Origin of the sequence: Pigmentiphaga sp. GD03639, from assembly GCF_029845405.1 — a bacterium.
GTDB classification, from domain to species: Bacteria; Pseudomonadota; Gammaproteobacteria; order Burkholderiales; family Burkholderiaceae_B; genus Pigmentiphaga; species Pigmentiphaga daeguensis.
This window is the reverse complement of sequence record NZ_JAOCLR010000020.1, coordinates 18,192-44,380: the sequence shown is the minus strand read 5'-3', so window position 1 is coordinate 44,380 and position 26,189 is coordinate 18,192. Positions and strand designations below refer to the sequence as shown.

Annotated in this window: 17 protein-coding genes; 5 read left to right on the top strand and 12 right to left on the bottom strand. The window is 69.2% G+C overall.

All coding sequences use genetic code 11. From position 1 onward, the window contains the following. Position 1: 1 nt before the first annotated feature. From N5K27_RS19450 to N5K27_RS19405, 10 genes are all read right to left on the bottom strand, one after another. Positions 2-1,573, bottom strand: coding sequence for a class I adenylate-forming enzyme family protein (locus N5K27_RS19450; RefSeq protein WP_279818198.1), 1,572 nt, complete (start codon positions 1,571-1,573; stop codon positions 2-4). 7 nt (positions 1,574-1,580) lie between these two features. Continuing rightward, complete coding sequence (locus tag N5K27_RS19445; RefSeq protein ID WP_130355506.1) at positions 1,581-2,054, bottom strand: MaoC family dehydratase; 474 nt, start codon at positions 2,052-2,054, stop codon at positions 1,581-1,583. A gap of 103 nt (positions 2,055-2,157) precedes the next feature. Further along, on the bottom strand, positions 2,158-2,655 hold the full coding sequence (locus N5K27_RS19440) for a MaoC family dehydratase (RefSeq protein ID WP_279818196.1): 498 nt from the start codon (positions 2,653-2,655) through the stop codon (positions 2,158-2,160). Between the two features lie 3 nt (positions 2,656-2,658). Then, positions 2,659-4,089 (bottom strand): aldehyde dehydrogenase family protein, encoded by a 1,431-nt coding sequence (locus N5K27_RS19435; RefSeq protein WP_279818194.1) that lies wholly within the window; start codon positions 4,087-4,089, stop codon positions 2,659-2,661. Next, positions 4,086-5,069, bottom strand: coding sequence for a tripartite tricarboxylate transporter substrate binding protein (locus tag N5K27_RS19430; protein ID WP_165404356.1), 984 nt, complete (start codon positions 5,067-5,069; stop codon positions 4,086-4,088). The genes N5K27_RS19435 and N5K27_RS19430 overlap by 4 nt, the downstream gene beginning before the upstream one ends. A 144-nt stretch (positions 5,070-5,213) precedes the next feature. Beyond that, positions 5,214-5,885 (bottom strand): hypothetical protein, encoded by a 672-nt coding sequence (locus N5K27_RS19425; protein WP_279818192.1) that lies wholly within the window; start codon positions 5,883-5,885, stop codon positions 5,214-5,216. Between the two features lie 27 nt (positions 5,886-5,912). After that, positions 5,913-6,704: an aldolase/citrate lyase family protein gene (locus N5K27_RS19420; RefSeq protein ID WP_130355511.1), complete on the bottom strand. Its 792-nt coding sequence runs from the start codon at positions 6,702-6,704 to the stop codon at positions 5,913-5,915. Continuing rightward, positions 6,701-8,443 (bottom strand): thiamine pyrophosphate-dependent enzyme, encoded by a 1,743-nt coding sequence (locus N5K27_RS19415; RefSeq protein ID WP_279818188.1) that lies wholly within the window; start codon positions 8,441-8,443, stop codon positions 6,701-6,703. Before N5K27_RS19415 ends, N5K27_RS19420 begins: the two co-directional genes overlap by 4 nt. A 14-nt stretch (positions 8,444-8,457) precedes the next feature. Beyond that, positions 8,458-9,234, bottom strand: coding sequence for an SDR family oxidoreductase (locus N5K27_RS19410; protein WP_279818186.1), 777 nt, complete (start codon positions 9,232-9,234; stop codon positions 8,458-8,460). 2 nt (positions 9,235-9,236) lie between these two features. Then, entirely contained in the window at positions 9,237-10,202 is a 966-nt protein-coding gene (locus N5K27_RS19405) for a tripartite tricarboxylate transporter substrate binding protein (protein ID WP_279818184.1), read from the bottom strand. Positions 10,203-10,310: 108 nt separating this feature from the next. Here N5K27_RS19405 and N5K27_RS19400 point away from each other — a divergent pair, with 108 nt between their 5' ends. The 5 genes from N5K27_RS19400 to N5K27_RS19380 all read left to right on the top strand — a co-directional run bounded on the left by N5K27_RS19400 (position 10,311) and on the right by N5K27_RS19380 (position 14,129). Then, entirely contained in the window at positions 10,311-11,276 is a 966-nt protein-coding gene (locus tag N5K27_RS19400) for a LysR family transcriptional regulator (protein ID WP_279818183.1), read from the top strand. Between the two features lie 70 nt (positions 11,277-11,346). Then, the gene (locus N5K27_RS19395) at positions 11,347-11,892 is read left to right on the top strand and encodes an RNA polymerase sigma factor (RefSeq protein WP_087836735.1); all 546 of its coding nucleotides are present in this window, start codon (positions 11,347-11,349) and stop codon (positions 11,890-11,892) included. Next, on the top strand, positions 11,889-12,479 hold the full coding sequence (locus tag N5K27_RS19390; RefSeq protein ID WP_087836709.1) for a hypothetical protein: 591 nt from the start codon (positions 11,889-11,891) through the stop codon (positions 12,477-12,479). The genes N5K27_RS19395 and N5K27_RS19390 overlap by 4 nt, the downstream gene beginning before the upstream one ends. 35 nt (positions 12,480-12,514) lie before the next feature. Further along, positions 12,515-13,738, top strand: coding sequence for a sulfite oxidase (locus tag N5K27_RS19385; protein ID WP_132980483.1), 1,224 nt, complete (start codon positions 12,515-12,517; stop codon positions 13,736-13,738). Positions 13,739-13,883: 145 nt separating this feature from the next. After that, positions 13,884-14,129 (top strand): cytochrome c, encoded by a 246-nt coding sequence (locus N5K27_RS19380; RefSeq protein WP_243724659.1) that lies wholly within the window; start codon positions 13,884-13,886, stop codon positions 14,127-14,129. Positions 14,130-14,147: 18 nt separating this feature from the next. Here N5K27_RS19380 and N5K27_RS19375 read toward each other — a convergent pair whose 3' ends face one another. After that, positions 14,148-14,687: an RNA polymerase sigma factor gene (locus tag N5K27_RS19375; RefSeq protein ID WP_087836706.1), complete on the bottom strand. Its 540-nt coding sequence runs from the start codon at positions 14,685-14,687 to the stop codon at positions 14,148-14,150. A 19-nt stretch (positions 14,688-14,706) separates the two neighbouring features. Next, on the bottom strand, positions 14,707-26,022 hold the full coding sequence (locus N5K27_RS19370; RefSeq protein WP_279818179.1) for a filamentous hemagglutinin family protein: 11,316 nt from the start codon (positions 26,020-26,022) through the stop codon (positions 14,707-14,709). Positions 26,023-26,189: the final 167 nt, after the last annotated feature.

Genomic DNA, 26,189 nt, shown 5'->3' with positions numbered 1-26,189 from the left:
TTCATGTCCAGTAAGGCTGGCGCAGTTCGCGCTTGAGCAGCTTGCCCAGCGCGGAACGTGGCAGCTCGCTTCGATACTCCACGGCGGCCAGCCGCTGCGTGCGTCCGACCTGGGCGTTTACCCACGCGCGCAGCGCCTCCGGATCCAGCGCGCTGCCCGGCTCGAGCACCACCAGGGCCAGCGGCGTCTCGCCCCATTGCTCGCTGGGAATGCCGATGACGGCCACGTCGGCCACCTCGGGATGGGCCGCGGTCACCGACTCCAGGTCGGTCGCATAGATGTTGAATCCGCCGGAGATGATCAAGTCCTTCTTGCGGTCGAGCAGGATCAGGAAACCTTCCTCGTCGAAACGGCCGATGTCGCCGCTGCGATGGAAGGCGATACCCGATTCGTCGCGCCAGTAGAAGGCCTCGGTGGCCTGCGGCTGCTTGTAGTAGCCGGCCATCATGTACGGCGACCAGCCGACGATCTCGCCGACCTCCCCCTGCGCCAGCACCCGCCCGTCGTCGTCGACGATGCGCATGTCGTGGTCCGGCGCCGGACGGCCGACCGTGCCGAGCTTGTCCGGGAACTCGTGGGCATCCAGCACGCAACTGCATCCGCCCTCGGTCATGCCGTAGATCTCGCGCAGCCCGCCCGGCCATTGCGCCAGGATCTGCGACTTGAGCCGGGCGTCGAGCGGCGCGCCGGTGCATTGCTTGAGCACGAAGGACGACAGGTCGGTACGCGCGAAATCATCGTGCGCGAGCAGGCGCTGGTACTGCACGGGCACCAGCATGGTGTGGCTGACCCGATGCGCGGCGCACAGCCGCAGGTATTCGGCGGCGTCGAACTTGCGCATCAGCACCGTCAGCCCGCCGTTGGCCACCGTGGCCAGCATGGGCTGCAGCGTGGTGTTCGAATACAGCGGCGTCGACAGCAGCATGACGCTGTCCGGCCCCAGCCCGAAGCTGCGGCGGTTGGCCTGCCGCGACCGCATGCCATGGTGATGCAGGATGCCCTTGGGCTTGCCGGTGGTGCCCGAACTGTAGATCAAATTGAAGGCCTGGTCCGCCCGGAGGTCGACGGCAGGAGGCCGGCCGCCCCCGGCCAGCCAGTCGTCCCAGCCCAGCCAGCCCGGCGCCTGGAAATCCAGGGCGACCAGGCGTTGGGAAAACGCGGCCATCAATTCGGCCTCGACGGCCTTCAGGGTCTCGCGGGCGTCGGCGTCGGCCACCAGCACCGTGGCATCCGAATCGCCCAGCATGCCCATCAGGGTCCCCGCGGTCGCCGACGTGGCCAGCGGCACCACGCAGGCACCGGCCCTCACCACGCCGAAGAAGGCCTGGATCGCGCGCAGGCCGGGCGAGGCCAGCAAGGCGACCTTGCCGTCGGTTCCCACGCCCATGGCGGCGCACGCGGCGGCGACGCGGTCCGCCTGCCGGGCCAGTCCGCCCCAGTCGAGCGCATCGTCGCCGCACACGAAGGCAGGCGCATCGGGCCGTTCGCCCGCATGCCGGGCGATCAGGGAAGGAAAATCGACGAAGGGCTGCTGCGCCTGCAGCGCCAGGATGTCTTGAACGTTCCGGGTCATGGCGGCGTCACTCGTCATAGACCAGCATCAGGAACTCGGCGACCAGCGCCGGACGCTCCTTGCCTTCGATTTCGATGGTGCAGTCCGACACCACGCGGGTAGCGCCTTCCTGGCCCCCGCCCTGGCCGCGCTCGACCGCCTTGATGCGCTGGCGCAGGCGTATGCGGTCGCCGACCTGGACCGGATTGACGAAGCGGATCTTGTTGGTGCCGTAGTTCAACCCGCGCCCCCGGTGCGTGATCGCATAGACCGAGCGAACCAGGTAGGGAATGAGGGACAGGGTCATGAAGCCGTGCGCGATGGTCTTGCCATCCGGCATCTCGCGCCGCGCGCGCTCCACGTCCACGTGCAGCCAATGATCGTCGCCCGAGATCCGGGCGAAATCGTCGATGCGCGACTGATCGATGGCCAGCCATTCGCTGACCCCTATTTCCTTGCCTATCCACGCCTCCAGATCGGCGGGACGGTCGAGAACCACCATGACGACTCCCTTGAAAAATACCCCCACGCTTGCCGCTTCGCGGCGGCGCTGCCCCCCAAGGGGGCTTTTTTCATCTTGGGACGGCCCTACGATGAAAAAACTGTCAGGCCTGCGCTCGCGCCGGCACCCTGCCCAGCGACACCAGCGACATCACGGCATCGCCATCCTGGTTGCGCACGGTGACGCGCGTGCGGATCATGCCCATGCCCGGACGGGACTTCGACCGCACGGTCTCGATCACCTCGCGCTCGACCACCAGCGTGTCGCCGGCCTTCACGGGCCTGGTCCACCGCAACTCGTCCAGGCCCATGCCCACCATGGGCGTCTTGCCATAGCCCCCGGCCTGCAGGAAGACACGCATGGACAGCGCGGCGATCTGCCAGCCGCTGGCGATCAGCGTGCCGAAGGGGCCGGCCCGCGCGGCTTCCGGGTCCAGGTGCATGGGTTGCGGATCGTTGGCGCGGGCGAAGGCGATGATCTCTTCCTCGGTGATCACCGTGGGTTCGCTGGTCCAGCGTTCCCCAACCTGGAAATCCTCGAAACAGCGGGCCTCCCCGCCGTTCGCGGCGGACGGGGAGGCAGGCGTTGCAACAGTCGTCATGAGTCAGTTTCCGTAGCCGAGTATGGCTTTCACTTCAAGATATTCCTCGAATCCGAAGACACCGAATTCGCGTCCGTTGCCGGACTGCTTGTAGCCGCCGAAAGGCAGGCTGCGGTCGAATGGCGCGCCGTTCAGGTAGACGCGGCCGGCGCGGATCGCATTGGCCACGCGCCGCGCCCGCTCCAGGTCCGGCGACTGCACGAAACCGGCCAGCCCGAAGGGCGTGTCGTTGGCGATGGCGATGGCCTCGTCCTCGGTGTCGTAGCTCATGATGGACAGCACCGGGCCGAAGACCTCCTCGCGCGCGATCCGCATGTCGGGCGTGACGTCGCCGAACACCGTGGGCAGCACGTAGTAGCCTCGTTCGAGGCCGGGCGGCCGGCCTGTGCCGCCCGCCACCAGCGTGGCGCCTTCGTCCATGCCCGAGCGGATCAGCTGCTGGACCTTGTCGAACTGCGCCTGACTGACCAGCGGCCCCATCGTACAGGCCGGGTCCATCGGATCGCCCAGGCGTATCGCTGCCACCGCCTCGCGCGCCGCCGCGAATGCCTCGTCCCGCCGGTTTCGCGGAATCAGCATGCGGGTGGGCGACTGGCAGTTCTGGCCGGCATTCGTGTTGCACGCGTGCACGCCCGCGATCACCGCGGCCCGGAGGTCGGCATCGGGCAGAATGATGTTGGCGGACTTGCCGCCCAGTTCCTGCGCCACGCGCTTGACGGTATCGGCCGCCAGCTTGGCCACCTTCACCCCCGCGCCCGTGGAGCCGGTGAACGACACCATGTCGACCTCCGGATGACCGGCGATCGCCTCGCCCACGGTCGGCCCGTCGCCGTTGACCAGGTTGAAGACGCCGGGCGGCAGCCCGGCCTCATGCACGACCTGGGCAAACAGCAGCGAACTGAGCGGCGCGATCTCGCTGGGCTTGAGCACGACGGTGCAGCCGGTCGCCAGCGCCGGCGCCACCTTGGACGCGACCTGATTCAGCGGCCAGTTCCACGGCGTGATCAGCCCACAGACACCGATGGGCTCGCGCCGCACGATGCCGCTACCCATGCGTTCCTCGAACGGGTAGTCGGCCAGCACGCGCAGCGCCTCCTCGAAGTGGAACAGCGCAACGGTGGCCTGGCGTTCGGTGGAGAACGTGATGGGCGCCCCCATCTCCCGCGTCATCGCCCGCGCCAGCTCCGGCAGCCGCGCGCGAAAACCCGCGACGATCCTCTCCAGCCAACCCAGGCGCGCCTGCACGCTCGTCGCGGCGTAGGCCGGGAACGCCCGCCGGGCGGCCCGCACGGCGCGGTCCACGTCCTGCGGCGAGCCCAGGCTGACGCGCGCGAAGCTTTCCTCGGTGGCCGGGTTGACGACCTCCAGGCTTTTCGGCGCCAGCGGATCCACCCAGGCGCCATCGATATAGAACTTCAATGCGTCCATGGTCATTCGATCGAGATCCGCGCGGACTTGACGACTTCCTGCCACTTCGTCGCCTCATTCCTCATCAGTTCGCGCAACTGCTCGGGCGTGCCCGACAGCGGCACCATGCCCAGCGAGTTCAGCTTGGCCTTGCCTTCCGGCGACGCCGTGTACTTGTTGATCTCGGCATTCAGCGACGAGACGACGGACTTGGGCAGGCCGGCGGGCCCCACCATGGCGCTCCATACCGTGGCTTCCAGCTTGACGCCCTGCTCGTTGGCCGTGGGCACGTCGGGCAGGCCCGGGAACCGCGTCTTGGACATCACCGCCAGCGCCCTGAGCTTGTTGGCCTGGATATTGGGAATCAGCGACGTGACCGGCGCCACGACCGCCGACACCGAGCCGCTCATCGCATCCACCATCGCCGGCGAATCGCCCTTGTACGGCACCGGCTGGAGCTTCGCCCCAGTGTGGATGCTCAGGTACTCGGTGGCAAGGTGGCCGATGGTGCCGTTGCCCGGATTGGAAACCGTCACCGCGTTGGCGGACGACTTGCTCAGGGCGACGAACTCGGCCAGCGTGTTCGCCTTCACCGCCGGATTGACCGCGATCACGACCGGAATTTCACCGACTAGCGCGATCGGCGTCAGGTCCTTCTCGGCGTCGAAGGGCATGGGGTGGTAGAGCGACTTGTTGTTGGCCAGCGGGCCGGAGGTGCCGATGCCCAAGGTGTAGCCGTCGGGGGCCGACTTCGCCACAGCATCGACGCCGATGTTGCCGCCGGCGCCCGCGCGGTTTTCGGCCACGAACTGCTGGCCGTAGTGCGCGCTCAGGCTTTGCGCCACCTGCCGTCCGACCAGGTCGGAACTGCCACCGGCGGCGAATGGCATGATGACGCGGACGGGCTTGTTGGGCCAGGGGCCGTCCGCCTGGGCGGCGGCCCCCTGCAGGGCAAGTATCAGCGCCGCCAGTGTGGCGCATGCGCGGGGGGATGCGTAGGGCTTCATCGTTGTCTCCATGTGCTGTGTCCAGCATGTCGAGAAGCCCGCGGGAAGCGGGCTCCGCTTTTTTCGATGAAGAATGCACCCCGGCGTCATTCGCCAGCAAGGCGAGTTTTGGAAGTTTTCGGTGGGTGAAAAGTTTGAGCAGGCTCAGTTTTCCAGCGGCCCGTGCAAGGCCGCGTACTCCGCGGTCGCTTCCTTGAAAGCGCGGGAAAACGATAGTCCTTCCCGGACCAGCCGGCCGGCGATCCGGTCCCTGCCGGCGACCCAGCCGGCCATGGCCGCGACCCGATCGAGCCGCTGCGCCGGCACGCAGGCGATCCCGCTGGCGTCGCCGACGAGCACGTCCATGGGCGCCACGGCAACGCCGTCGATGGCGATGGGGCCGTTGACCCGTTCGATGCGGACCCGGGTGCGGCCGGTCACGGCCACGCCGTGGCGGACGTGGATGGGAATGCCGGCTTCCCCCAGTTCGTCCACGTCGCGCATGCCGCCGTCGACCACCCAGGCGGCCACGCCGCGCCGCGCGCTGGCCATCGCGGCGATGCCGCCGGCCACCGAGACGCGCGCGCCGCCCGCGTCGATCGCGATCACCTGTCCCGCGCCGGCGTGGTCGGCATACCGCGCGATGTCGAAATCGCCCGGGTCATAGGTCCCGAGCGGCCCCGTCGAGGCCTGTACGGTGAAGGCCGGACCCGCGAACGAGGCGCCGGGACGGACGGCGGGCAGCCCGGTGATGGTGCCGGCCACGCCCAGCATGTCCAGCACCGCGCACACGGTGCTGGCGCCGGCGGACCGGAGCCGTTCATGGATGTCGTGCATGACGTTCTTCTCCTCGGCCATGGCCGTTCAACCCTGAAGTTCCAGCGACGCGCGCACCTTGCCGGCCTGCGCGCGGGCGGCGCCCAGCAGGTAGCCGAGATCGCTGCCGACCACGAAGAAGCGGGCCTGCTCCCGGGTGACGTAGCGCCGGATGAACTCCGGCTCGTAGCATCCGCCCACGCCCAGCACCTTGCCGTGCGCCGCGCAGGCGCGCGACACCCGCGCGATGGCCTGGGCGACGGCCGGTGCGCCCACTTCGCCCGGAATGCCCATCTCGGCGGACAGGTCCTGGGTGCCCACGTGAAGAATGTCTATGCCCGGGACGGCGGCGATTTCCTCGCATCGCTCGATGGCCTGGGGCGTCTCCAGCATGACGGCGATCAGCGTTTCGCGGTTCACGAAATCCATCAGCTCGCGGGGATCGTGGCTGGCGAACTCCACATGGGGCAGGCCGTAGGCCATGGAGCGGTGGCCCACCGGCGCATAGCGGCAGATGTCGACGATGTGCCGCGCCTCGTCGGCGTTTTCCACGTGCGGAAAGACCAGCCCTTGCGCGCCGCTGTCCAGCGCATGGATGGCGTGGACGCGCTCCAGGTTGGGCGTGCGCACGATGGGCGCGATGCCCGAGCCCAGGGCGGCCTGGCAGATCTGGCTCACGACGTCCGCCGGCACGGGGGTGTGTTCCGTGTCGATGAACAGGAAATCGTAGCCCGCGGTCTTCATGATCCGCGCGATGTCCACGGTGCGGGCCTGGCGCACCGCGACGCCCAGGACGGTCTGCGAAGCGGCGAGTTTCTTGACGAGAGGATTGGGAATCATGCTGGCGTTCCTGGAACCTGGGGTTGGGAAGAATGCTGGCGCGCCGCGGCGAGCGCGCGATCGCGGACGGCTGACAGCCGGCTTTGGGCGCTGAGGTTTTCGATCTCGGTGGGCAGCTCGATCAGGCTCGGCACGCCCGCGTCCAGCGCCCGCCGCAGCGCCGGCGCGAAGTCCTCGTGGCGCGTGACCCGCTCGGCGGACAATCCGAAGGAGCGGGCCAGCGCCACGAAATCGGGGTTGCCGATGTCGGTCGCGTAGACCCGCCCGGGAAAGCGCCGCTCCTGGTGGGCGCGGATCGTGCCGTACGAACCGTTGGCCACGACCACGACGACGATGGCGGCGTTGTAGCGGACGGCCGTCTCCAGCTCCTGCACGTTCATCAGGAAGCAGCCGTCGCCCGCCAGGCACACGACCTGTCGCCGCGGCTCGTGGATCTTGGCCGCGATGGCCGCGGGCAGGCCATAGCCCATGGCGCCGTTCAGCGGCGCGAGCTGGCCGCGGAAATGCTTGTAGCGGTAGTGCCGGTGCAGCCAGGTGGTGTAGTTGCCCGCGCCGTTGGTCACGATGGCATCGGGTGCGAGTTCCTGGTCCAGGGTGGCCACGACCTGGGCCATGTCGACGGTGCCACCTTCCCGCGTGGGCGCGAGGAAGCGCAGATAATCGGACCGGGCCGAGCGCGTCCAGTCCTGCCAGGGAGGATCCGCCGCGAGCGACGGCTGGCGGGCCGCCAGCGCCGCGCGCAGGAAAGCCTCCGGCGTCGCGGGCACGAGGACGTCGGCCTGGTAGACGCGGCCCAGCTCATCGACGTCGGCATGCACATGGATCATCCGCTGGCGCGGCCGAGGCACGTCGACCAGCCGATAGCCGCCGGTCAGGGCTTCCGACAACCGGCCGCCCAGCACCAGCAGCAGGTCGCTGTCGCGCACGCGGGCCGCCAGCGCCGGATTGGTCGACAGCCCCAGGTCGCCGGCATAGCTGTCGTGGCGATTGTCCAGGTAGTCCTGGCAGCGGAACTCGGCCACGACCGGCAGCCGCAGGGTTCGCGCGAAGTCGGCCAGGGCTTCGGACGCCTGCGCGCTCCACCCGCCGCCGCCCACGACCAGCAGTGGCTTGCGGGCGCGCGCCAGTTCGCCGTGCACCTGGGCCAGCGCGGCCGCCGTCGGTTCGATGCCGAGCCGCGACCACGCGCGCGACGGCGCGACGGGAGCGGGGGTTCGCGCTTCCAGCACATCCTCCGGCAGCGCCAGCACGACCGGACCGGGCCGGCCGCCGGCCGCGACCTGGAAGGCGCGAGCGACGATCTCGGGCAGCCGGGCCGGATCATCCACCTCGGCCACCCATTTCGCCATGCCGCCGAACATGGCGCGGTAATCGACCTCCTGGAAGGCACCGCGGCCCATGTGCCCGCGCGCGACCTGCCCGACGAACAGCACCAGCGGCGTCTCGTCCTCGTGCGCGGTATGCACGGCGATGCTGGCATGCGTGGCGCCAGGCCCGCGCGTGACGAAGCACACGCCCGGCTTGCCGGTCAGCTTGCCGTAGGCCTCGGCCATGTTGGCGGCCGCCGCCTCGTGGCGGCACACGATCAGGCGCAGCCGCCCGCGCTGTTCGAACAGGGCATCCAGCGCATCCAGGTAGCTTTCGCCCGGCACGCAGAAGGCCAGGTCCACCCGCTGCTCGATCAGGCAACGCACCAGCAGCTCGCCGCCGCTCGGCGATGCCGCCGCGGAGTCGTTCATCGTTTCCATCTCCATCAGATATAGGTCCCACCGTCGATGACGTGCCTGCGCCCCGTCACATAGCCTGCCTGCGCGCCGCACAGGAATGCGCAATAGGCGCCGAGCTCCTGTGGCCGGCCCGCTCGCCGCACGGGAATCGAGGCCACGCGGCGTGCGCGCAGCTCGTCCGCGCCGATTCCCAGATTGGCGGCCTCGGCCGCCAGGTTGTCGCGCAGCCTTTGTGTCTCGATGCTGTGCGGCAGCAGATGGTTCACCGTCACGCCGTACGGCGCGACCTCGCGCGCCAGCAGGTCGCAGAAGGCGATGAGCGCCGCGCGGGGCGACACCGACAGCGCGAATCCGGAGCGCGGACTCAGCACCGCCGCGGAAGAGACGTTGACGATGCGGCCGAAGCCCCGCGCACGCATCCCGTCCACACAAGCGCCGATCAATGCCCTGGGACCATGGAAGAGGCCGTTCATCGCCGATTCCCACAGCGCGCCGTCGATGCCGGTCGCGTCATGCCGTACCGGCGGCCCGCCGCCATTGGTGACAAGGATGTCCGGAATGCCGGTGCGGCTCGGCAGCTCGCCGCATACCCGTGGATCCGACAGATCGGCGACGACGGTCGTCACCGCCGCCCTGGCGCCGGTGCCGGCGATGTGCCGGGCCGCGGCGTCCAGCCGGGCCGGGTCCCTTCCGACGATGGCCACCTCCACGCCCTCGCCGGCCAGCGCCTGCGCGCAGGCCAGCCCGAGGCCGCTGCTGGCCGCGCACACCAGGGCACGGCGTCCTTGCAGACCGAGATCCATGCCTATTCCACCTTCAGGTTGGCATCGCGGACGATCTGCAGGAACTTGGCCTGCTCCCGCTCCACGAACGCGCGGGTCTCGTCCGGCGACGCCGGAATGGGCACCGCGCCCACCTCCAGCAGCCGCTTGCGTACGGGCTCGGAAGCCAGGATACGGGCCGATTCCGCGGCCAGGCGCTTGACGATGGGGCGCGGCGTACCCTTGAGCACCGCGATGGTGTTCCACACGCCCACGTCATAGTCGGCATATCCGGACTCCGCGATGGTCGGCAGGTCCGGCAGCGCGGGCAGGCGCTGGGGCGTCGACACGGCCAGCGCCCGCAGTTTCCCGGAATGGATGTACGGCAGGGTCGTCGTCACGGGATCGATCATGAAATCGAGCTGCCCCGCGATCAGGTCCGTGATCGATTGCGAACTGCCCCGATAGGGCACGTGCACGGCCCGGAAACCGGCCCGCGCGGCGAAGATCTCGACCGCCAGGTGCGGCGCGGAACCGATGCCCGACGAACCGTAGGACAGCTTGCCCGGATGCTTTTTCGCATGGTCCACGAGTTCGGCCACCGTGCGTACCGGCGACTTCGCGTTCACCACCAGCAGTTGCGGCACGGTGGTCAGCATGGTCACGTAGTCCAGGTCGCCCGGCGCATAGCGCAGGTTCGGCAGTAGCGCGGGGTTGAGGGCCTGGGTGCCTATCGTCGCCAGCATCAGGGTGTAGCCGTCCGGCGCCGCCTGCTTGACCGCATCCATGGCGACCGCGCCGGCCGCGCCCGTCTTGTTCTCCACCACCACCGTCTGCCCCAGCCCCTTGCCCAGTTCGCCGGCGTAGATCCGCGCCACCAGATCGGTGACGCCGCCGGCCGAGAACGGGACGACCAGGCGCAAGGGCCTGTCCGGGTAGTCCTGGGCCTGTGCGGCATGGTTGAACACGGCCAATGCGCCAAGCATGACGAGTACCCGGATGAAGGCCATGGCATGTCTCCTGTGCTTTGTGTTGTGGCTCCACTCTACTGGGCCGCGAGCCGCCATGGCATGCAAGTTCGTATACTTGTTATTCACTATCGAATAAAGGCGCCGGCCATGAAATTCGGTGAACTCCAGAACGCCGACTTCACGTCGCTGCACTTCTTCGTGCTGGCCGCGCAGGCGGGATCGCTCTCGCGCGGCGCGCTCAGCGCCGGGGTCAGCCAGCCGACGTTCAGCCGCCACGTCCTGAAACTGGAACGGGAAATGCATGCCCGCCTGTTCGAGCGCGTGGGCCGGGGCGTGACGCTGACGGCGGCGGGGCGGCGCCTTTACGAAGCCGTGCTGCCGGGCTTCGAGCAGCTGCTGAACGGACGCCGGCTTGCCATGGCGGAAGTCGAGGATGCCGGCCTGCGCCAGGTCACCATGGGCCTGCCGCCATCCATCGCCAACATCCTGGGCCCACGGCTCCTGAGCGCTGTAAGGACGACGCTGCCGACCCTGCGCATGCACGTCGTCGAAGGCTTCCATCGCGCCCTGGTCGACTCCCTGCACCGGGGACACCTGGACTTCGCGCTGCTCTATACGATGATCCCGATCGCGGGTCTGCATGCCGACCCGCTGATGGACGAAGAGCTATGCCTGATCATGACGCCCGCTCGAGCCCGCAACAAGAAATCCGTCAGCTTCTCGCAGTTGGGGGATTTCCCCCTGTCCCTGCCCAGCCGCCCCCACGGCTTGCGCGAGCTGCTGGAAGACCAGGCGGCGGTGCACCGGGTGCGCCTGGACGTGCGCCACGAGTTCGACACTTCGCTCACGCTGACCAAGCAGATGCCGATGACGGATCTGGCCTGCACGGTGCTGCCCTTCTCCGGCGTGCACGACGAGGTCGAGACAGGCCGGCTCGCGGCGCTGCCCATCCGCAAGCCCGACCTGTCGCGCCGGCTCGTCATCGCCTATGCGAACAACCGCTCCATGACGACCGGACTGTGGCAATTCCTGCGGATGCTGCGGACGCAGTGCGAGGCGCTGGTGGCCGATGGCGTCTGGAAGGGAGCCCGCATCGTGACGCCGGGGGCGTGATGTCTCGTCAGGGAATACCCTTACCCTCGCCGGAGGGAATGAAACCCCGCCCGGCGCGCTCTTGTACGACATGATCTCTTCCGCCGAGTCGCGCTACAACCAATGGGTGCGCGAACACTATCGTTTCCTGCTGCGCAGCGCCTGGGCTCTGACCGGCTCCCGGGCGATCGCCGAGGACGTGGTGCAGGACTGCTTCACCAGCGCCTGGCGCTTTCGCCACCAGTTGCGCGATCCGGCCATGGCGCGTGCCTGGCTGTTCCAGATCATGCGGCGCCATGCCTTCCGCAATCTCGATCCGGCCCAGACGAGCCTGCAAGGGGACGGCCGGGTCGAGGAAGAAGCCGACCCCCGCGCCCATGCGCTGGACGAGCAGCTTGACGTGGTCAAGGCCCTGTCCCGCATCGCCCCCATCCACCGCGAAGTGCTGGTGCTGTACTACTTCGACGACATGCCCACGGCCCTGATGGCCGAGGCGCTGGACATCGCGCCCGGCACCGTGCTGTCGCGCCTGGCGCGCGCCCGCGATGCCTTGAAGGCCGCCCTGCAAGCTCCCCCGCGCCCTGCCGCGCCGGACACGGCGGCCAGTGTCATACCGCTGCGAAAACAGACCCCATGAATTGCGACGACAGCCTCCAAGACACGGAATTCGACCTGCGCGCCCGCGCCGAGCTGGCCCTGGCGTTCGAACCGGGCGATCCGCCCGCGCACCTCCTGCGCCACACGCCCTGGCACGCGCGGCGCGGCCTGCGCGGCATGCTGGCAGCCGTGCTGGTCGCCGGCTCGGCGGCCGGCGCCGTCTTCGCCATGCGCCCGCCCGAACTGGTGCGCTCGGCCATCGAGCACGAATACTACGAGCGCACGCTGCGCGGCAGCTTCCTGCCCGCCACCGAAATGGCGCGCCACCTGGACCTCCCGCCGCAGCAGGCGCTGCCCGGCTACATCCAGTTGATGCGCCCCTGCGACATCGGCCGGGAACGCGCCTACCACCTGACCACCTTCTTCGAGAAAGGCGGCATCGTCACCGTGCTGTCCTTCGAGCAGTTCCAGCAGATTCCCGACGGCGAGGGCTGGTGGGCCAACACCTACTGGAAAGTCGTGCGCTCGCACGAAGGCCGCCCGCTGATACTCATCGCCCAGAAGAAACAGGCCCTGTCCGTGGCCTCGCGCGCGCTGGGGCAACCCGAAACCGCCCCCGCGTCCTGATTTCCCGTTCTCATCCACAACAACAAGGAGAGACCATGCAAGACACCACCCCCACCTCCCTGCCCCGCCGCCGCCTGCTCGCGGGCGGCGCCACCGTGGCCGCGACCGCCGGACTGGCGGGCCTGCACGGCCAGGCCCTGGCCCAGGCCGCCGCCGCCCCAGCGGCGGCCAAACCCCTGCCCGGCTACGCCGGCTGGAAGAACGCCGACGCGGTCGTCGTGCACAGCAGCACCACCATCGAAACCAAGCGCAGCGCCTTCGGCACCAGCGTGGTCACGCCCACCAACCAGCTGTACGTACGCAACAACCTGCCCACGCCCTCCGAATCCATCGTGGCCGACCGCGACGCCTGGCAACTGCAGGTCGCCGGCGTCAAGCAGCCCAGGACCCTGAGCCTGCGCGAGCTCAAGACCCTGGGGCTGGAAACCGTCACCATGGTGCTGCAATGCTCGGGCAACGGCCGCGGCTTCTTCCCCAGCAAGCCCAGCGGCACTCCTTGGACGGTCGGCGCCGCCGGCTGCGTGACCTGGAGCGGCGTGCCCGTGCGCGACGTCGTCCAGGCCCTGGGCGGCCTGATCGACGGCGTGCCCTACATGACCGGCACCGGCGGCGAAGTGCTGCCGGCCGGCATCGACCCCAAGACCGTCATCGTCGAACGCTCCGTTCCCGTCGCCGCCATGCAGGACGCCATCCTGGCCTGGGAACTGAACGGCGAGCCCATCCCCCTGGCCCACGGCGGCCCGTTGCGCCTGATCGTGCCCGGCTACACCGGCGTCAACAACATCAAGTACATCAAGCAGCTCGCCTTCACCCCCAAGGAAAGCGACGCCCGCATCATGTCGCACGGCTACCGCATCACGCCCCCGGGCGGCAAGGGCGACCCGAGCCAGCCCTCGGTCCAGGAAATGAGCGTCAAGTCCTGGATCAACGGCCCCGTGCCCGAGGATGGCCCCGTGGCGCCCGGCACCGTGCAGATCCACGGCGTGGCCTTCGGCGGCCTGCATGGCATCAAGGGCGTGGAAGTCTCGCTGGACGGCGGCAAGACCTGGCGCGCCGCACGCCTGGTGGGCCCCGACATGGGCAAGTACGCCTGGCGCCAGTTCGTGTTGCAGGCCACCCTGCCCAAGGGCAAGCACGTGCTGGCCAGCCGCGCCACCGACGACCAGGGCAACGTCCAGCCCGAAACGCGCGGTGAAAACCAGAGCGGCTACAACAACACCAGCTGGGCCGACCACGCCGTCACCATCACCGTCGCCTAGGCGGCGGTATGCCCCGGGGCACTCCCCGGGGCATGTCTCTCCTCAAGCCAACACTCTAGACATGAAGAACGTCCTTACCTTCTGTACGCTGGCCTTCTCGGCCCTGGCCGCCACCACGGCGCATGCCGCCGACGACGCCGCGCAAATGGCGCGCGGCAAGAAACTGTTCACTACCGCCACCCCGGCCTGCGCCGTGTGCCACACCCTCAAGGAGGCCGGTGCCGAAGGCACCATCGGCCCCGTGCTGGACGAATTGCAACCCGACGCTCTCCGCGTTGCCCGCGCGCTGCGCGACGGCATCGGCAGCATGCCGTCGTTCAAGGCCACCATGAGCGACGCGGATATCGAGGCGCTGGCGCTGTATGTGAGCAAGGCCAGCCGGGGCAAGTAATTTTCCCGCGGGGGTGAACTATTCGAGGATGGACAGAGCGGAGTCCGTCCCCTTGCGGCCGCAGTAGGCGCTGCAGTGGGCCAAGGCCTCGTGCAGCGCCGTATCGACGGTCCTGATGGAAACCCCCAGCCAATCCGCCACGTCGCGCCGGCTGCGCTGCTCGACGCGCACGGCGATCAGGACCGCGCGCTGGCGGCGCGAGAGTCCCTCCAGGGCGCGATCCAGCCGTGCAAGCTCGGAGCGGGCCTCGACGGCCGCCTGCGGTCCCCGGCCGGCATCGGCCAGTCCGAGGGCGTCGATGTCCGGATCGTCCAGGGACACCGACGGACGCTGCGATCGCAGGTGGTCGGTGGCCGTATGGCACAGCATCCGCCATACGTAGGCGTCGGCATTCGCCACGTCGGCTTCGACGGGCCGCGACAGCTTGAGCCACACGTCGTGCAGACAGTCGGCGGCCAGGTCCACGCATCCCAGGCGGCGGGCCAGGCGTTGGCGCAGCCTGGCGTAGTTTCCGACCAGGTGCGCGCGAGTGGATGCGGCGATGCTAATCGTATCCATGACGGACCAGTCTCCACGCTCAGCGGTTGCGCTCCAATTGCCGTCTTTCGCTTTCCGTCAGGCGGGCAGCCAGGCGCGGGTCGATGTTGTGCCCCAGCCCGACCAGCTGGATCAGATGCCCCGGATCGTACCGCCGGTCCCCGCCAGCCTGCGCCTGGGGCCCGGATCGCGCCTCGCGGCCTTCGCCGCGGCTCTCGCTGGCCGGCTCGCCGCCGAAGCCAAGTACCCGAACGGTAAAGACGGATGGCAGGTTTTGCCTGGCCGCGACGCGCTCGCGCTGCACCACGTCCTGCGCGGCGGCGACGGCCTGCGATGCCGCCGCGCTGGCATTGGTCAGGGCGCCGACGTTGACGGCCGCCACCTGCGGCAGGCCCTTGCTCTGCCCCTTGACCTGGATGTTCTCGGCGTTGAGCACGTGCAGGGCCGCAATGTTCAGATTGCCGGCCACCCGCACGCCGGCATCGCCCGCGTTGACGGTCCCTTCCGGCGCGATCAGGTCCAGGTCGCCGTCGCCCACGGTACCGATGCCGCTGCCGCTCATGTCCGAGCGCTCGCGCATCGTCGTAAAGCCGTCGATGTCGGTCAGCACCTCCGGCGCCGATGGCACGCGCAGCGTCTTGGCGCCGCGCCCGGCATCGATATCGCCTTCGGTGGACCAGATGATCATGTCGCTGCCCTCGCGCCTGGCTTCGGGCACGAACGCCAGGATACGGGAGCGGTTCACCACGACGTCATTCCTGGCGAAGATGTCGATATGGCCGGAATCCAGCGTGACCAGGCCATAGCCTGGCGCGACCGTAGCGCCCAGCGCCGCCACCTGCAGCCCGCCCCCCGGCGTCAGCACGCTCACGTCGCCACCCGCCATGGTACGCAGCATCATGGTATTGGCCGCCACGCTGCCCCGCCAGCCGTCGCCAGGGAACAACGTCTCGATGGCCGCATGGCCGCGGTTGTAGCCGCCATTGCGCGGCAATCCGCCGATGCCGGGTTCGTTCTGGTCGCGCCCGGCCTCGCGCAGCTCGAGCAGGTACACCTGCCGCAGGAATTGTTCGCGAGCCAGTCGCGGCAGATCCTGAAAGCGCTTCCACGCGTCGAGCGGGGCCAGCGTCTGGCCGGTCATGTCCCGCATGTAGGAAACGAGGCCGCGCCGCACCACTTTCTCCTCCCCGCCGGGCCGGACCTCGATTCCGTCGGTCAGGTAGACCGGCAGCACGGCGCCCCCGTCGCCGGCGGCTTTCAGGTAATCGGGCATGGCCGCGACGTTCGCCGGGTCCAGATAGGCGGCCGCGAACGCGTCGTAGCCCGGCGCCTTGTCGAGCCCGGCCATCACGGTGATCGCCGCTCCGGTCGCCGGCAGGCCGTTGACGTCGGTACCGGGGATGGGCCGATTCGTGGCCGGATCGAACTGGCGATTGCCCACGGTCTCGACCGTCAGGTTGTCCGCATATACGTCGCGGCCCGCCGCCAGGACCAGCGCGCCCGGCCCCTGCACCACGATCCGGCCTGTCCCGTTGTTCAGCCCCCACCGGTCGCGCACCGGCCTCATCGCCAGGATATCGTTGCCGGCATCGATCAGCGTGATGTCGCTCGCCCGCACGTTGCGCGCATCGACCAGCAAACCCCTCACGTCCGTGCCGGCGCGTATCCTCATCTGCTCGCTGGCGGCCAGGTCGAGCCCGACGATCGACCCCCGCGCGGCATAGATGCGGCTGGGCTCATGATCGTCCGCCAGCGGCAATACGTCGGGGTTGGCGAGCCCCTTGTAGTAGGCATGCAAGCTGGAATACGGGCTGATGGCATTCTGCATCAACGCCATCAGATCGGCCTGGAACGGATTGCCGCCCCCGCCCGCGGGCATATCGGGCGAAGGCATCATCCCGGGAATCGCCCTGGCCATGACGATGCGCGCGTAGGGCGCCGAGCGCGTGGCATCGTCGATCACCTTGAAATTCTGGACATCGAAACGCACATCGCCGTCGGCGATCACGTTCAAGTCCATGCCCGCGCCGGGCATCACGAACATCGGTCCCTGGTTCTCCACATTGCCGTTGAGCGCGACGACGCGGGTCAGGGCGGGATAAAGATTGCCGCCCAGGCCGACGAGCCGGTCCTGGCCGGTGGTATTGCTGCGCAGGGACACGTCGCGGAACGCGAACTCGGCCTGGTTCACCAGCGTGACATTGCCGCCCGTGGAAACCAGGCTCAACGCGCTGCGTCCGGTATAGCCGCTCATGTAGGAACCGTGGTCGAGCCGCGGCAGGAAACCCGTGCCGTCATCGCCGTAGCGGATCAGCAGCGGGTCGATCACGGACTGCACGCGCAGGTCCCCGGCGGTGGCAAGGCGCAGCGTCGCATCGCCCAGCGCCAGCACGGGCGCGACGGGCAGCACCGTGATCCGCTCGTCGATTTCTCCCTGGTTGCGGGTAACGACCACATTGTGGCCGCTGGCGGTCTCGCCGGCGCGCAACTGGCCCGAGCCTCGCGCCACGTAGTACTGGCCGCCGCGGATCGCGCCGGCTGCTTCCACCTCCATCGATCCGCCGTTGCGGACTTCCATGGTGCGGGCCTCGTCGGCCGTCCGCCCGCCGCGCATGCGCATGGTCGTGGGCAGGACGACGACCAGGTTGTCCAGATCGCCGCCGGCGGAGACCTTCACGTTGCCGCCGCCCAGCGCCCCGACTCCCTGCTGGAAGGCGCCGTAGTTGATCCACCAGCTGGACTGTTCCGGCGGCAGATAGATGTAGCCATACGATCCGTCGGGACGAACTCCGTACTCGCCGCTGTTGTATTCGCCGAAATACATGCCTTCGCCGACGTTGCCCTGCCGGTTCAGCCACTCGACGAACCGCTGGCCGGAATGGCTGGCCTGGATGCTTCCGCCCGCCTGGATGTCCAGGTGGCCTCCCTGTACGCCGTACACCGCCGCCGGATTGGCCGTCGTGAAATCGCTCCACGTCGTCGTGTCCCGTCGGCCCGCGGTGTAGATCACCGACTCCTTGTGGGCCAGCACCAGATCGCGGCCGGCACGCACCTCGATATCTCCCGTGCCCGTGCGTACGAGCTTGCCGGCCCCCTCGTCGCCGTCCTTTCCCGTGCCTGCGGTGCCGACACGCGCGGATCCCTTGCCGTCGGCCTGCGCCGCCAGCGGACGCAGCGCCAGCGCATCGGCCGCCGCCAGGTCGGCGCCGGCGACAAGCCTCAAGTTCCATGAAGCGGTATCCCGCAGGACGCCGCCACGATCCGCACGGTCGAACCCATCGCTCAGGTGCCCTCCCACGACGAGGTCGCCACCCGCGCGCAGCGTAAGCGTTCCTTCCCTGGACGCGGCGAAATCGGTCAGCAGGTTCCAGTCGCTTTCGAGTGCCAGGTCGGCCGCGCTGCGTATCTCGATACCCGGGGCGAGCGTGATGCCATCGCCGCCCAGCCTGGCGGCGATGGTGCCGGCATTCGCCATGAACGTCCCGGCATCCTCTATCGCCGCCGCCTTGACCGCGTCGACCGAACCGCTGTCGTAGACGGCAACGCCCTCCAGCACGGCCGACCGCGCGCCGGCCACGACCACGTCCAGCCGGCCGACCCGGACGTCCGCATGATCAACGGTTTGTCCGGCCCGCAGGCGCACCTTGCCGCCCTCCGCGCCGCCCACGTCGATGACGCCGCCGGCCAGGGCCAGTTCGCCGCCCGTCGCCTCGATCGTCACACGGCCGCTGCCCAGCTCGCCCGTGGCGCCTGCCAGGAGGCGGGCGCTGTCGCGCATGCTCACGCCGTCGCCGCCGATGACACGGATGGATCCGCCGTAGCCGGCTCGCGCGTCGACGGTACCGGCGATGTCCACGGTGCCGGCGTCGGCGGTCAACAGGAAATGTTCGACGATGGTCGTGCCGTCGAGCAGGACATCTCCCTTGCGAACCCGGAACTCGCGGGTATGGTTGAAGCCCGCTTCATTCAATCGCACGTTGAGTGCCCCGAAGGCAGGCAGCGTCTCGATGTCCAGCGCGACCTTGCCGGCCTGTCCGCCCTCGCCCGCATGCGCCGCGATCGCGCCGTCCAGCATGACGCTGCCGCCGCCGGCCGCGGCAAGCGTCAAGGTTCCGGCGTTGCCGCCACGCGCGTCCGCCGCGAGATTCAGGCTGCTGCCCGCCCGCAGATCGACGTTGCCGCCCACGGCCGACAAGGCAATGCGGCCTGCATCCGCGAACTCGGCCACGTCGTAGAACGCCTTGGCAAAACCGCCGACATCGATGCGCGCCCCTTCGGCCACGACCAGGTCGCCATGGGTGGCCACCATTTCCACGGCACCGCCTAGCGCGGCGACATGTCCGTTCACGTCGATGCTTGCGCCCGTGAACGAAAGCCGGGCGCCCAGGCTATCCTGCGGAGCAAGGCCGGAAGCGTTGCCGTCCGAGGCTTCGATCGCCAGGCGGCCCGTGGTCGCCAGATGCTGCGCGGCGCCGCCACGGCCGGTCACCAGCGGAGTCGCCAGCGTCAGGGCAGCCCGCCCGGCATCGACGCCGCCCGTCCCTTCCGCCACGATCTGCGTGCGGCCGGCGAAGGTCATGCCGTCGAAGCCGCTGAACCGCTTCGACCCTTCTCCCAGCACCAGCATGTCGGCGTCCAGGACGAGATGCCCGCGGCCGGCGCCCGCCTCTCCCGCATGGCCGCCGCTGTTGGCCAGGACGATCGTGCCTCCTCTTACCGTGATGTCATGGTCGCCGTGGCCGGCGAACGATGTGCCGTCGAAGGTCAGCGAAGACACGCCGGCCTTGCCCAGGTCCAGCGACGAATGGAAATCGAAGCTGGAATAGCTGCGCAAGGTCAGGTGACGGGAGTCCGACAATTGGCCGAGCGTAGCCGTATCGAGCACCATGCCCGACCCGCCGCCAAAGCCTATGCGCCCCGCCGCCACCGACAGATCGTCGGCGGAAATTCGTGCGCCTGCAGCCAGCTCGGTCGTGCGTGTCGCATCGATCAGCAGCGACGCGCCGCCTTCCAGGACCGCGCCCGCCCCCACCACGGCCAGCCCGCCTCGCGTCGTATCCACATTCTGGCGAATGACCTTGAGCGCATCGCCATTCGCGACCCTGATCAGGGCCCCCCAATCGGCCGCGGGACTCGTCAGCACGTCATCCGCGGCATCGAGTTCGTTGATCACGCCATCCCAGTTATCGTCGAGATTGCCGTCGGGATCCGTGTAGACCGCTTGCCGCTGCGGCTGGACGACCAGATCCCCGGTGCCTCGGGCGGCGTCGCCGCGGGCATGGATCACGCTGCCCCCATCGACGGCGACGCGATCGCTCGCGGCCAGGATGATCTCCGGACCGTACAGCGCCGACCCGGCATCGTTGCGGACGATGATGTCGCTGGCCGTGACATCCAACATGAGGCCCTGCGGGGCGCCCTGGCGGCGGCCGCCTATGAGCAGGCTGCCGGCGCCGAACGTCGACAGGCTTGCGGCGTCGATGACGAGATAGCCTTCGCCCCGCAGCGCCGCGGCGTCCTGCCCCTTGCCGAGAATGGCGATCTTTTCTCCGGCGATGTCCACGAGCCCGCCACGGCCTTCGCCGGCGGGCGCGGAGCGCAGGGAACCGTCCAGCAGCAGGGTCTGTCCGGCATTGAACACCACGGCGCCGCCGTCGCGGGGCAGGCGGGGCGTCACGATGTCCTGGCCGGTCAATCGGTACTGCGTCAGCTTGAAGGCATCGGACGAGAAGAACTCGTTGGCGAACGCTTCGTTGTATTCCGTGTAGCGCCGCACCGTGCTGCCCGGCAGGACTCGCCAGACCGCCGCCGTCACGGGCTCGAAACCGTCATACGCGTTGCCCCGCCGCCCCTGCATGACGAGGCTGCCGTCAGGCGTTTCGAAGCCTGGCCGGTCCGGACCGGACCACGACCTACCCGTCGCCTGCACCGCGAAGGCGCCAGGCAGCAGGGCGTACCTTGCCGGCAAAAGGGTGTACCAGCCCGACGCCAGGCCGGGCCCGCCGGCCAGCCATACGCGCTCGCCCGCGGGCAGGCCGCTGAATGGCGCCGCTCCCGGCGCATCGGGCACGATCGCATACATCCCCGGCATGGCCAGCACGTCGTGCGATCCGCCCGGGCCGGGCACGTGTTCCCACGCATACAGATCGCCGCCGCCGGAAATGTCGACCACCGCCCCGGCGACCACCGCCACGTCGGGCGCCTGCAGCGAAATGCGTTTTTCGGGCGGCACGGCCAGCATGGCCTGCGACGTGCTGGACCCGTCATCGGCTTTGGTCGGGTCCCGCCACTGCTCGTCGTTAGACAAGGTTCCGTACGGGACGGCGATACCGGCCCCGGCGACCGAGGTCAGGCTGCCCGTGCCCAGGACGAGACGCTGGCCGGCAACCAGCTCGATGGTTCCCAATGGCGCGCGCAGCACGCCGTCCTGCTGGATGACCGGAGCCTCGATACGTAGCGTGCCGCCCGCCGAGAGCGGCACCGGAAGGTCGCCGCCCAGGCGCTCGACCCGGATGGCGTTGCCGGCGCGCAGCGTGGCGGTCATCGCCGTGCCGGGATAGACCTGGCCTGCCTCCAGCACCAGGTCGCCGTCTACGTCCAGGTCTACCCGCAGCGCCTCGTTACCGGTCATTTGTTCCGGCAATGCGCTTCCCAGGCGGATCTCGCCGGCCCGGAAGCGGGTCTCGCCGAATCCCGTGATCCGGGCCCGGCCGCCGCCGGCCGCCAGCGCGGCGGCATCGGCCACGACATCGATCAGCTCCGCATTCAGCGCCAGCCGGCCCGCGCCGCCTTGCGCAACCGGCGCGGAACCGCCCGGCGTGGCCATCGCGCTCAGGGCGATGTGCGGCGCACGCAGCGACGACGAGGCCCCTTTGTGTCCCACCAGTTGCCCGCTCAAGACCATGGATCGGTTCGCCGACACGTCCACGCCATCCAGCCTGATGGCTCCCTGCACTGAATTGACCAGGGCCAGGTCCGCGAATCCTCCGGCGGCGAACGCGCCCGGCCTCACGGTCAGCGCGTGGATCTTGCCGGGACTCTGCAACACTTCCCGCAACAGGTCCGAGTAAAGCAGGCTGTCGCGGAAGAAATCGAGCGCCGCATCGCTCAGGCCGAATGCCGCCGGATCGAGCGGTTCGGCTTCGAGCGCGGGAGCCGGCAGCCCTTCGGACAGCACCAGCTCCTTGCGGTCTTCCAGATGAGCCAGCAGGGCGGACGGAATCACGAAAGGCGCGGCCCCGCCGATCAACGGGCTCCAGTCGAAGTCCAGCGCTTCCTGCCAGTTGCTGTAGTCGCAGACGCCATTGCCGGCCAGGCCATAGCAGTCGGGATCCATCCATTGCACCGCCTGCCGCAGCCTTTCCGCCGAGGAACCGTCGGGCCCGCTCGCCGCCTGCATGTCGAAGCGCAGCCGCCCTCCGGCGGCGCGAGGCCCGCCTGCCAGCCCGCGCAGCGTGCTTTCGACCAGCCCGGTTCCCGAGATCGAGATCGAGCCGCCGTTGCTGTCCAGCGTGACGGCCTGCGGATCGCGCGGTCCCCATGGACCGTACGACGGCTCGTCGATGCTTCCCGAGGCGCCCGAAACGTCCACCAGCCCTCCCCGGGCCAGGGACAGCCTGGCGGTGTTGATGGAAATGGCGCCGCCGTCGCGCACCTCGCCCCGGCGCCAGCCGCGCGCGTCGCGATAGATCACCGGCGTGCCGCGCGCGAGCAGTTCGCCGCCGGCGGACAGCGTCACCTGCGTGCCGGCCAGGTCGATACGGCCGGAAGGCGCCTCCAGCCGGCCCGCCACCACCACGGTACCGCCGTTGACCCCGGCCGCCAGCGCCAGCGAGCCGCCCACCTCGGTGCGCACGCGCGCGCCCTGGCCCACCACGATGTCGCCGCCGCGGGTACCCAGGGACAAGCCCGACGCGCCGCGCGTCACACGCTGCTCCAGACGCGGCATGGTGGCAGGCAGGTGGTCCGCCAGGCGCTCTCCCGTCGCCAGCCGATGGTAGTCGAGCAGCGCCAGATCGAGCCCCACGGCGGCCTGCACGATATCGGCACCTTCGGGAATGACAATGTCGCCGCCGTCGGACATGACAGAGATGGACACGTTTCCGAAGCCATCCTGGGCAAACAGCGAAGCCGGCACGTGCAGTGCCGCATCATCCCGTTCCACCGCGCCGATCGTGACCGAGTCCGTCGTCATCAGAGCCAGGCTGCCGGCGTTTCCAAGCGCGTAGGCCCGCAGGTCCAGGGCCTCCAGGTCCATGCCCGCGCGCAGGCCGCCCAGACGCACGCTTCCCGCGTTGCCGGCCCGCAGTATCGGCTCGCCCCGCGAACCGCTTTCCACTCGCCCGCCTCCGGACACGTCGATGATCGCGCCGGGCGCGGCAACCAGCTCGCCCACGCCCAGGTCGACGGTACCGGCATCGATGGCCCATGCGGACGGCATCGCACCGTCGCGCCACCGGTTGACCCATTGTCCGCCGGCATCCAGCCGGCTGTCCGCGCCCAGGAACAGCCGGCCCGCGGAGGAGTCCAGCCGGAGGGATCCGCCCGGCGCCCGGATCGTGCCATCGATGTAGATGTCCGAGGTCGATCCTTCGCCCCCCGACACGAACAACGATGCCCCTGGCGACAGTTCCAGCACCGCATCCGCGGCCAGGACGAAATCGCCGCGGACGATGTTGAGGGCGATCTCTCCCAGGCCCGAGCGGCTGAGCCCATCGGCCAGCAGGTGTGTCAGCTTGCGCGATTTCGACGGGTCGGCCATGTAGAACTCGTCACCCAGGGCCGAAGTCGAGACGAAGTCCGCGCCCAGCCGCAGCGGATCGTTGCCGACGACGATCTTGCCGGGCGACCAGGGTTTGTCCTCGACCGAGCCGCCTCCGAGTTCGAGCCTGCCCCCGCCGTTGCCACCCGACTGTTGCCGATCGCCGATGATCGTACCGCCCCAGACCTCGCCTTCCAGCACCATCGCATCGCCGGCGAAGACCTGGACCGATCCCGCGTTGCGGCCTTCGACGTACCCCCCTTCCATCGCATTGGCGCCGATGACCGGACTGCGCCAGGTCTCCTTGACTCCCCAGCGCGGGCTGGACGATGCGTACTGGCCCGCGATGCCCACATACCCGATATCGGGCAGCGCACGGTCCATGGTGTAGAGCCTGCCGTCCGCCCCCAGCAGCTTGGTCGCCGTGTTGACACCGTCCGTGTACCGCACCGAGCCACCCGAGATGTCCAGCATCGAACCGCCGCGGGTGATGACCGAGCCGCCTGCCCGCATCGTGATGGTGCCCGCATCGGCCGACAGCTCCGCCAGGTCTGTCTTGCCCACGCCCACCCAGCCGGCGACGTCGCCCAGGGGCGTGCCTATCCACTCGCCCGGCACGTAGCCCACCTGGCCGCTGCCGTTGTCTTTCTGCACCCAATTGACGCCGGCCATCGGACCGTCCGTAAAGATGCCGTTGGCGCGACGGTCGACAATGAGCTTCGACCCCCGCAGCCACGAGTCGCGCAGCAATGGAGAGTCGCGCAACTCGTTGATGCGCAGCTCGACCTCGACGAAATTGCGTGCCATGGGCACCAGCACGTCCCTCACGCCGGCCACGCTCAAGAACGCGTCGCTGTCGATGTAGATCCGGCTGGCATCGCCCACGCTGCCGGGTTTGTACCAGGGCTGCTGGGTGAACAGAGGATTGACCGCCGACTCGAGGTTGATGGTGCCGGCCGGCACCAGCACGCCCGCTTGCGGCTTGAGATCGATCAACTGCCCATACAGGTCCACCCGGCCGGGTTGGTAGCGGGTGGCAAGCGCGGAGGCTTCGATCTCGCCGATGTCGGATGCATCGGGCAGAACTTGTGTCACGCTGGACGGCCCGAGCGTCAGCGTGCCGGCCGACCAGTTCACCAGTTCGTTCATGCCGTCCGCATACATGTGCGTGCCGAGCCCCCAGGCACGCAGCAGGATGGAGCCGCTGCGATTGTTGAGCGCGGTCGTCGCGGTCAGCGCGCCAAGCTGCCGCACGTCGCGCGCCTGCAGCGTGATGTTGCCGCGGTCGGACCGGATGTTGCCGGTGTTGACCACCTCGTAGCCCACCTGCGCGGCCCGCTGGGCCATCTCGGGAAAGACCACATCGCGCAGGCCGGCCACGAACTGCGCATCGCCATAGACCGGCGACAGGCCCAGCGCTCCCGCGACCTGTCCGCCGGTGAACGCCCAGCCGGGCACGGCCGACACGGCGACGTCCAGGCCGCGCACGCCCGCGGGGTCGTCCAGGCGCGGCGTGGCCAGGAACACATTCTCTCCTGCCGCCAGGATGACCTGGCCGTCGGGCGCCGACAGAGCGCCGGCGTTGCGCACCTTGGGCGCGAACAGCATCAGCTTGCCGCCCTGCCCTGTGGCCAGCGTGGCGCCCGCCTCGACGACGACCTCGCCGGGCGGGGCTCCCGGCACGAAGCGGTCGATGGTTCCCAGCTTGTCCGGTGTCGTGCCGTCTCCGGGCTGGTACCCCGACTGCCCATAGATGACAGGCTGCTCGGTGGTGAACTCGCCGAACTGGGGAATGGCGAAATCGTTGCCCCCGTTGCTCATCCGCCGGGGATTGTTGATGCCCAGCTTGAACTGTTCGTCGGTCAGCCGCAGCGAGCTGGCCACCAGGGAGCGGGTATTCACCTGGCTCGTGCCGGTGAACAGGATGCCGTTGCGGTTGACGATATAGACCGAGCCTTCGGCCTGGATCCGGCCGGCGATCTGGCTGGGGCGGCCGCTGGGATCGTTCACCCGGTTCAGCGCGATCCAGGTGTTGGAGCCGTCGGCCTGGGCGCCTCCACGCTGGTCGAACCTGACCGTGGTGTTCCGGCCGACGTTGAACGTCTCCCAATTCAGGATCGCCTTCTCGGCGGTCTGGCCGATGACCACTTCGGTCCTGCCTGCCGACTGCGTCTGCACGGGAGCCTGGGCGTTGAGCCAGCCGGCGGTCAGGCTGTTCCCGTCCACCTTCAGGCCGCCCTCTCCCAAGCCGTCGACGAGGTCCGGGCCCCGGCCCCATGCGGCCTCGCGCGCCGCTGCCTGCACGGCCTGCTGTGCCGCGATCGCGCGGGCGGCCAGGTTCAGGTTCTCGTACGAGCGCTGCGCATTGGCGCGTTGCGCCGCATTGATGCCGGCCAGGCTGGATGCCGGCGCGCCGTTGGGCAGGCGGCCGGTCGTCGCGGCGTTGGCCTGCGCCGCCCCCTTGGCGGCGAACCATGCGGGGCTGAAGGCCTGCTGCGCCTGGACGCTTCCCACCATGCCGCCTGCCGCCAACGCCATGGCGATGGCGCGCGCCACGGGCGCCGGCTTGAAGTGCCGCCACTCCTTGCGTGTCATCCCACGTCCCATGTCGCCGCGCCCCCGTGTACCCATGACCGATCCCGCCAATAGTTGAGCCATTGCCATGCCGGCGGCATCGCCGCCGGCCGTATCCGCGCGAATCCCGCACCATCCGCCGGTGCGTTTCCGGATCCGATGCGCTAAGACGGAACGTGGTTTGGAAA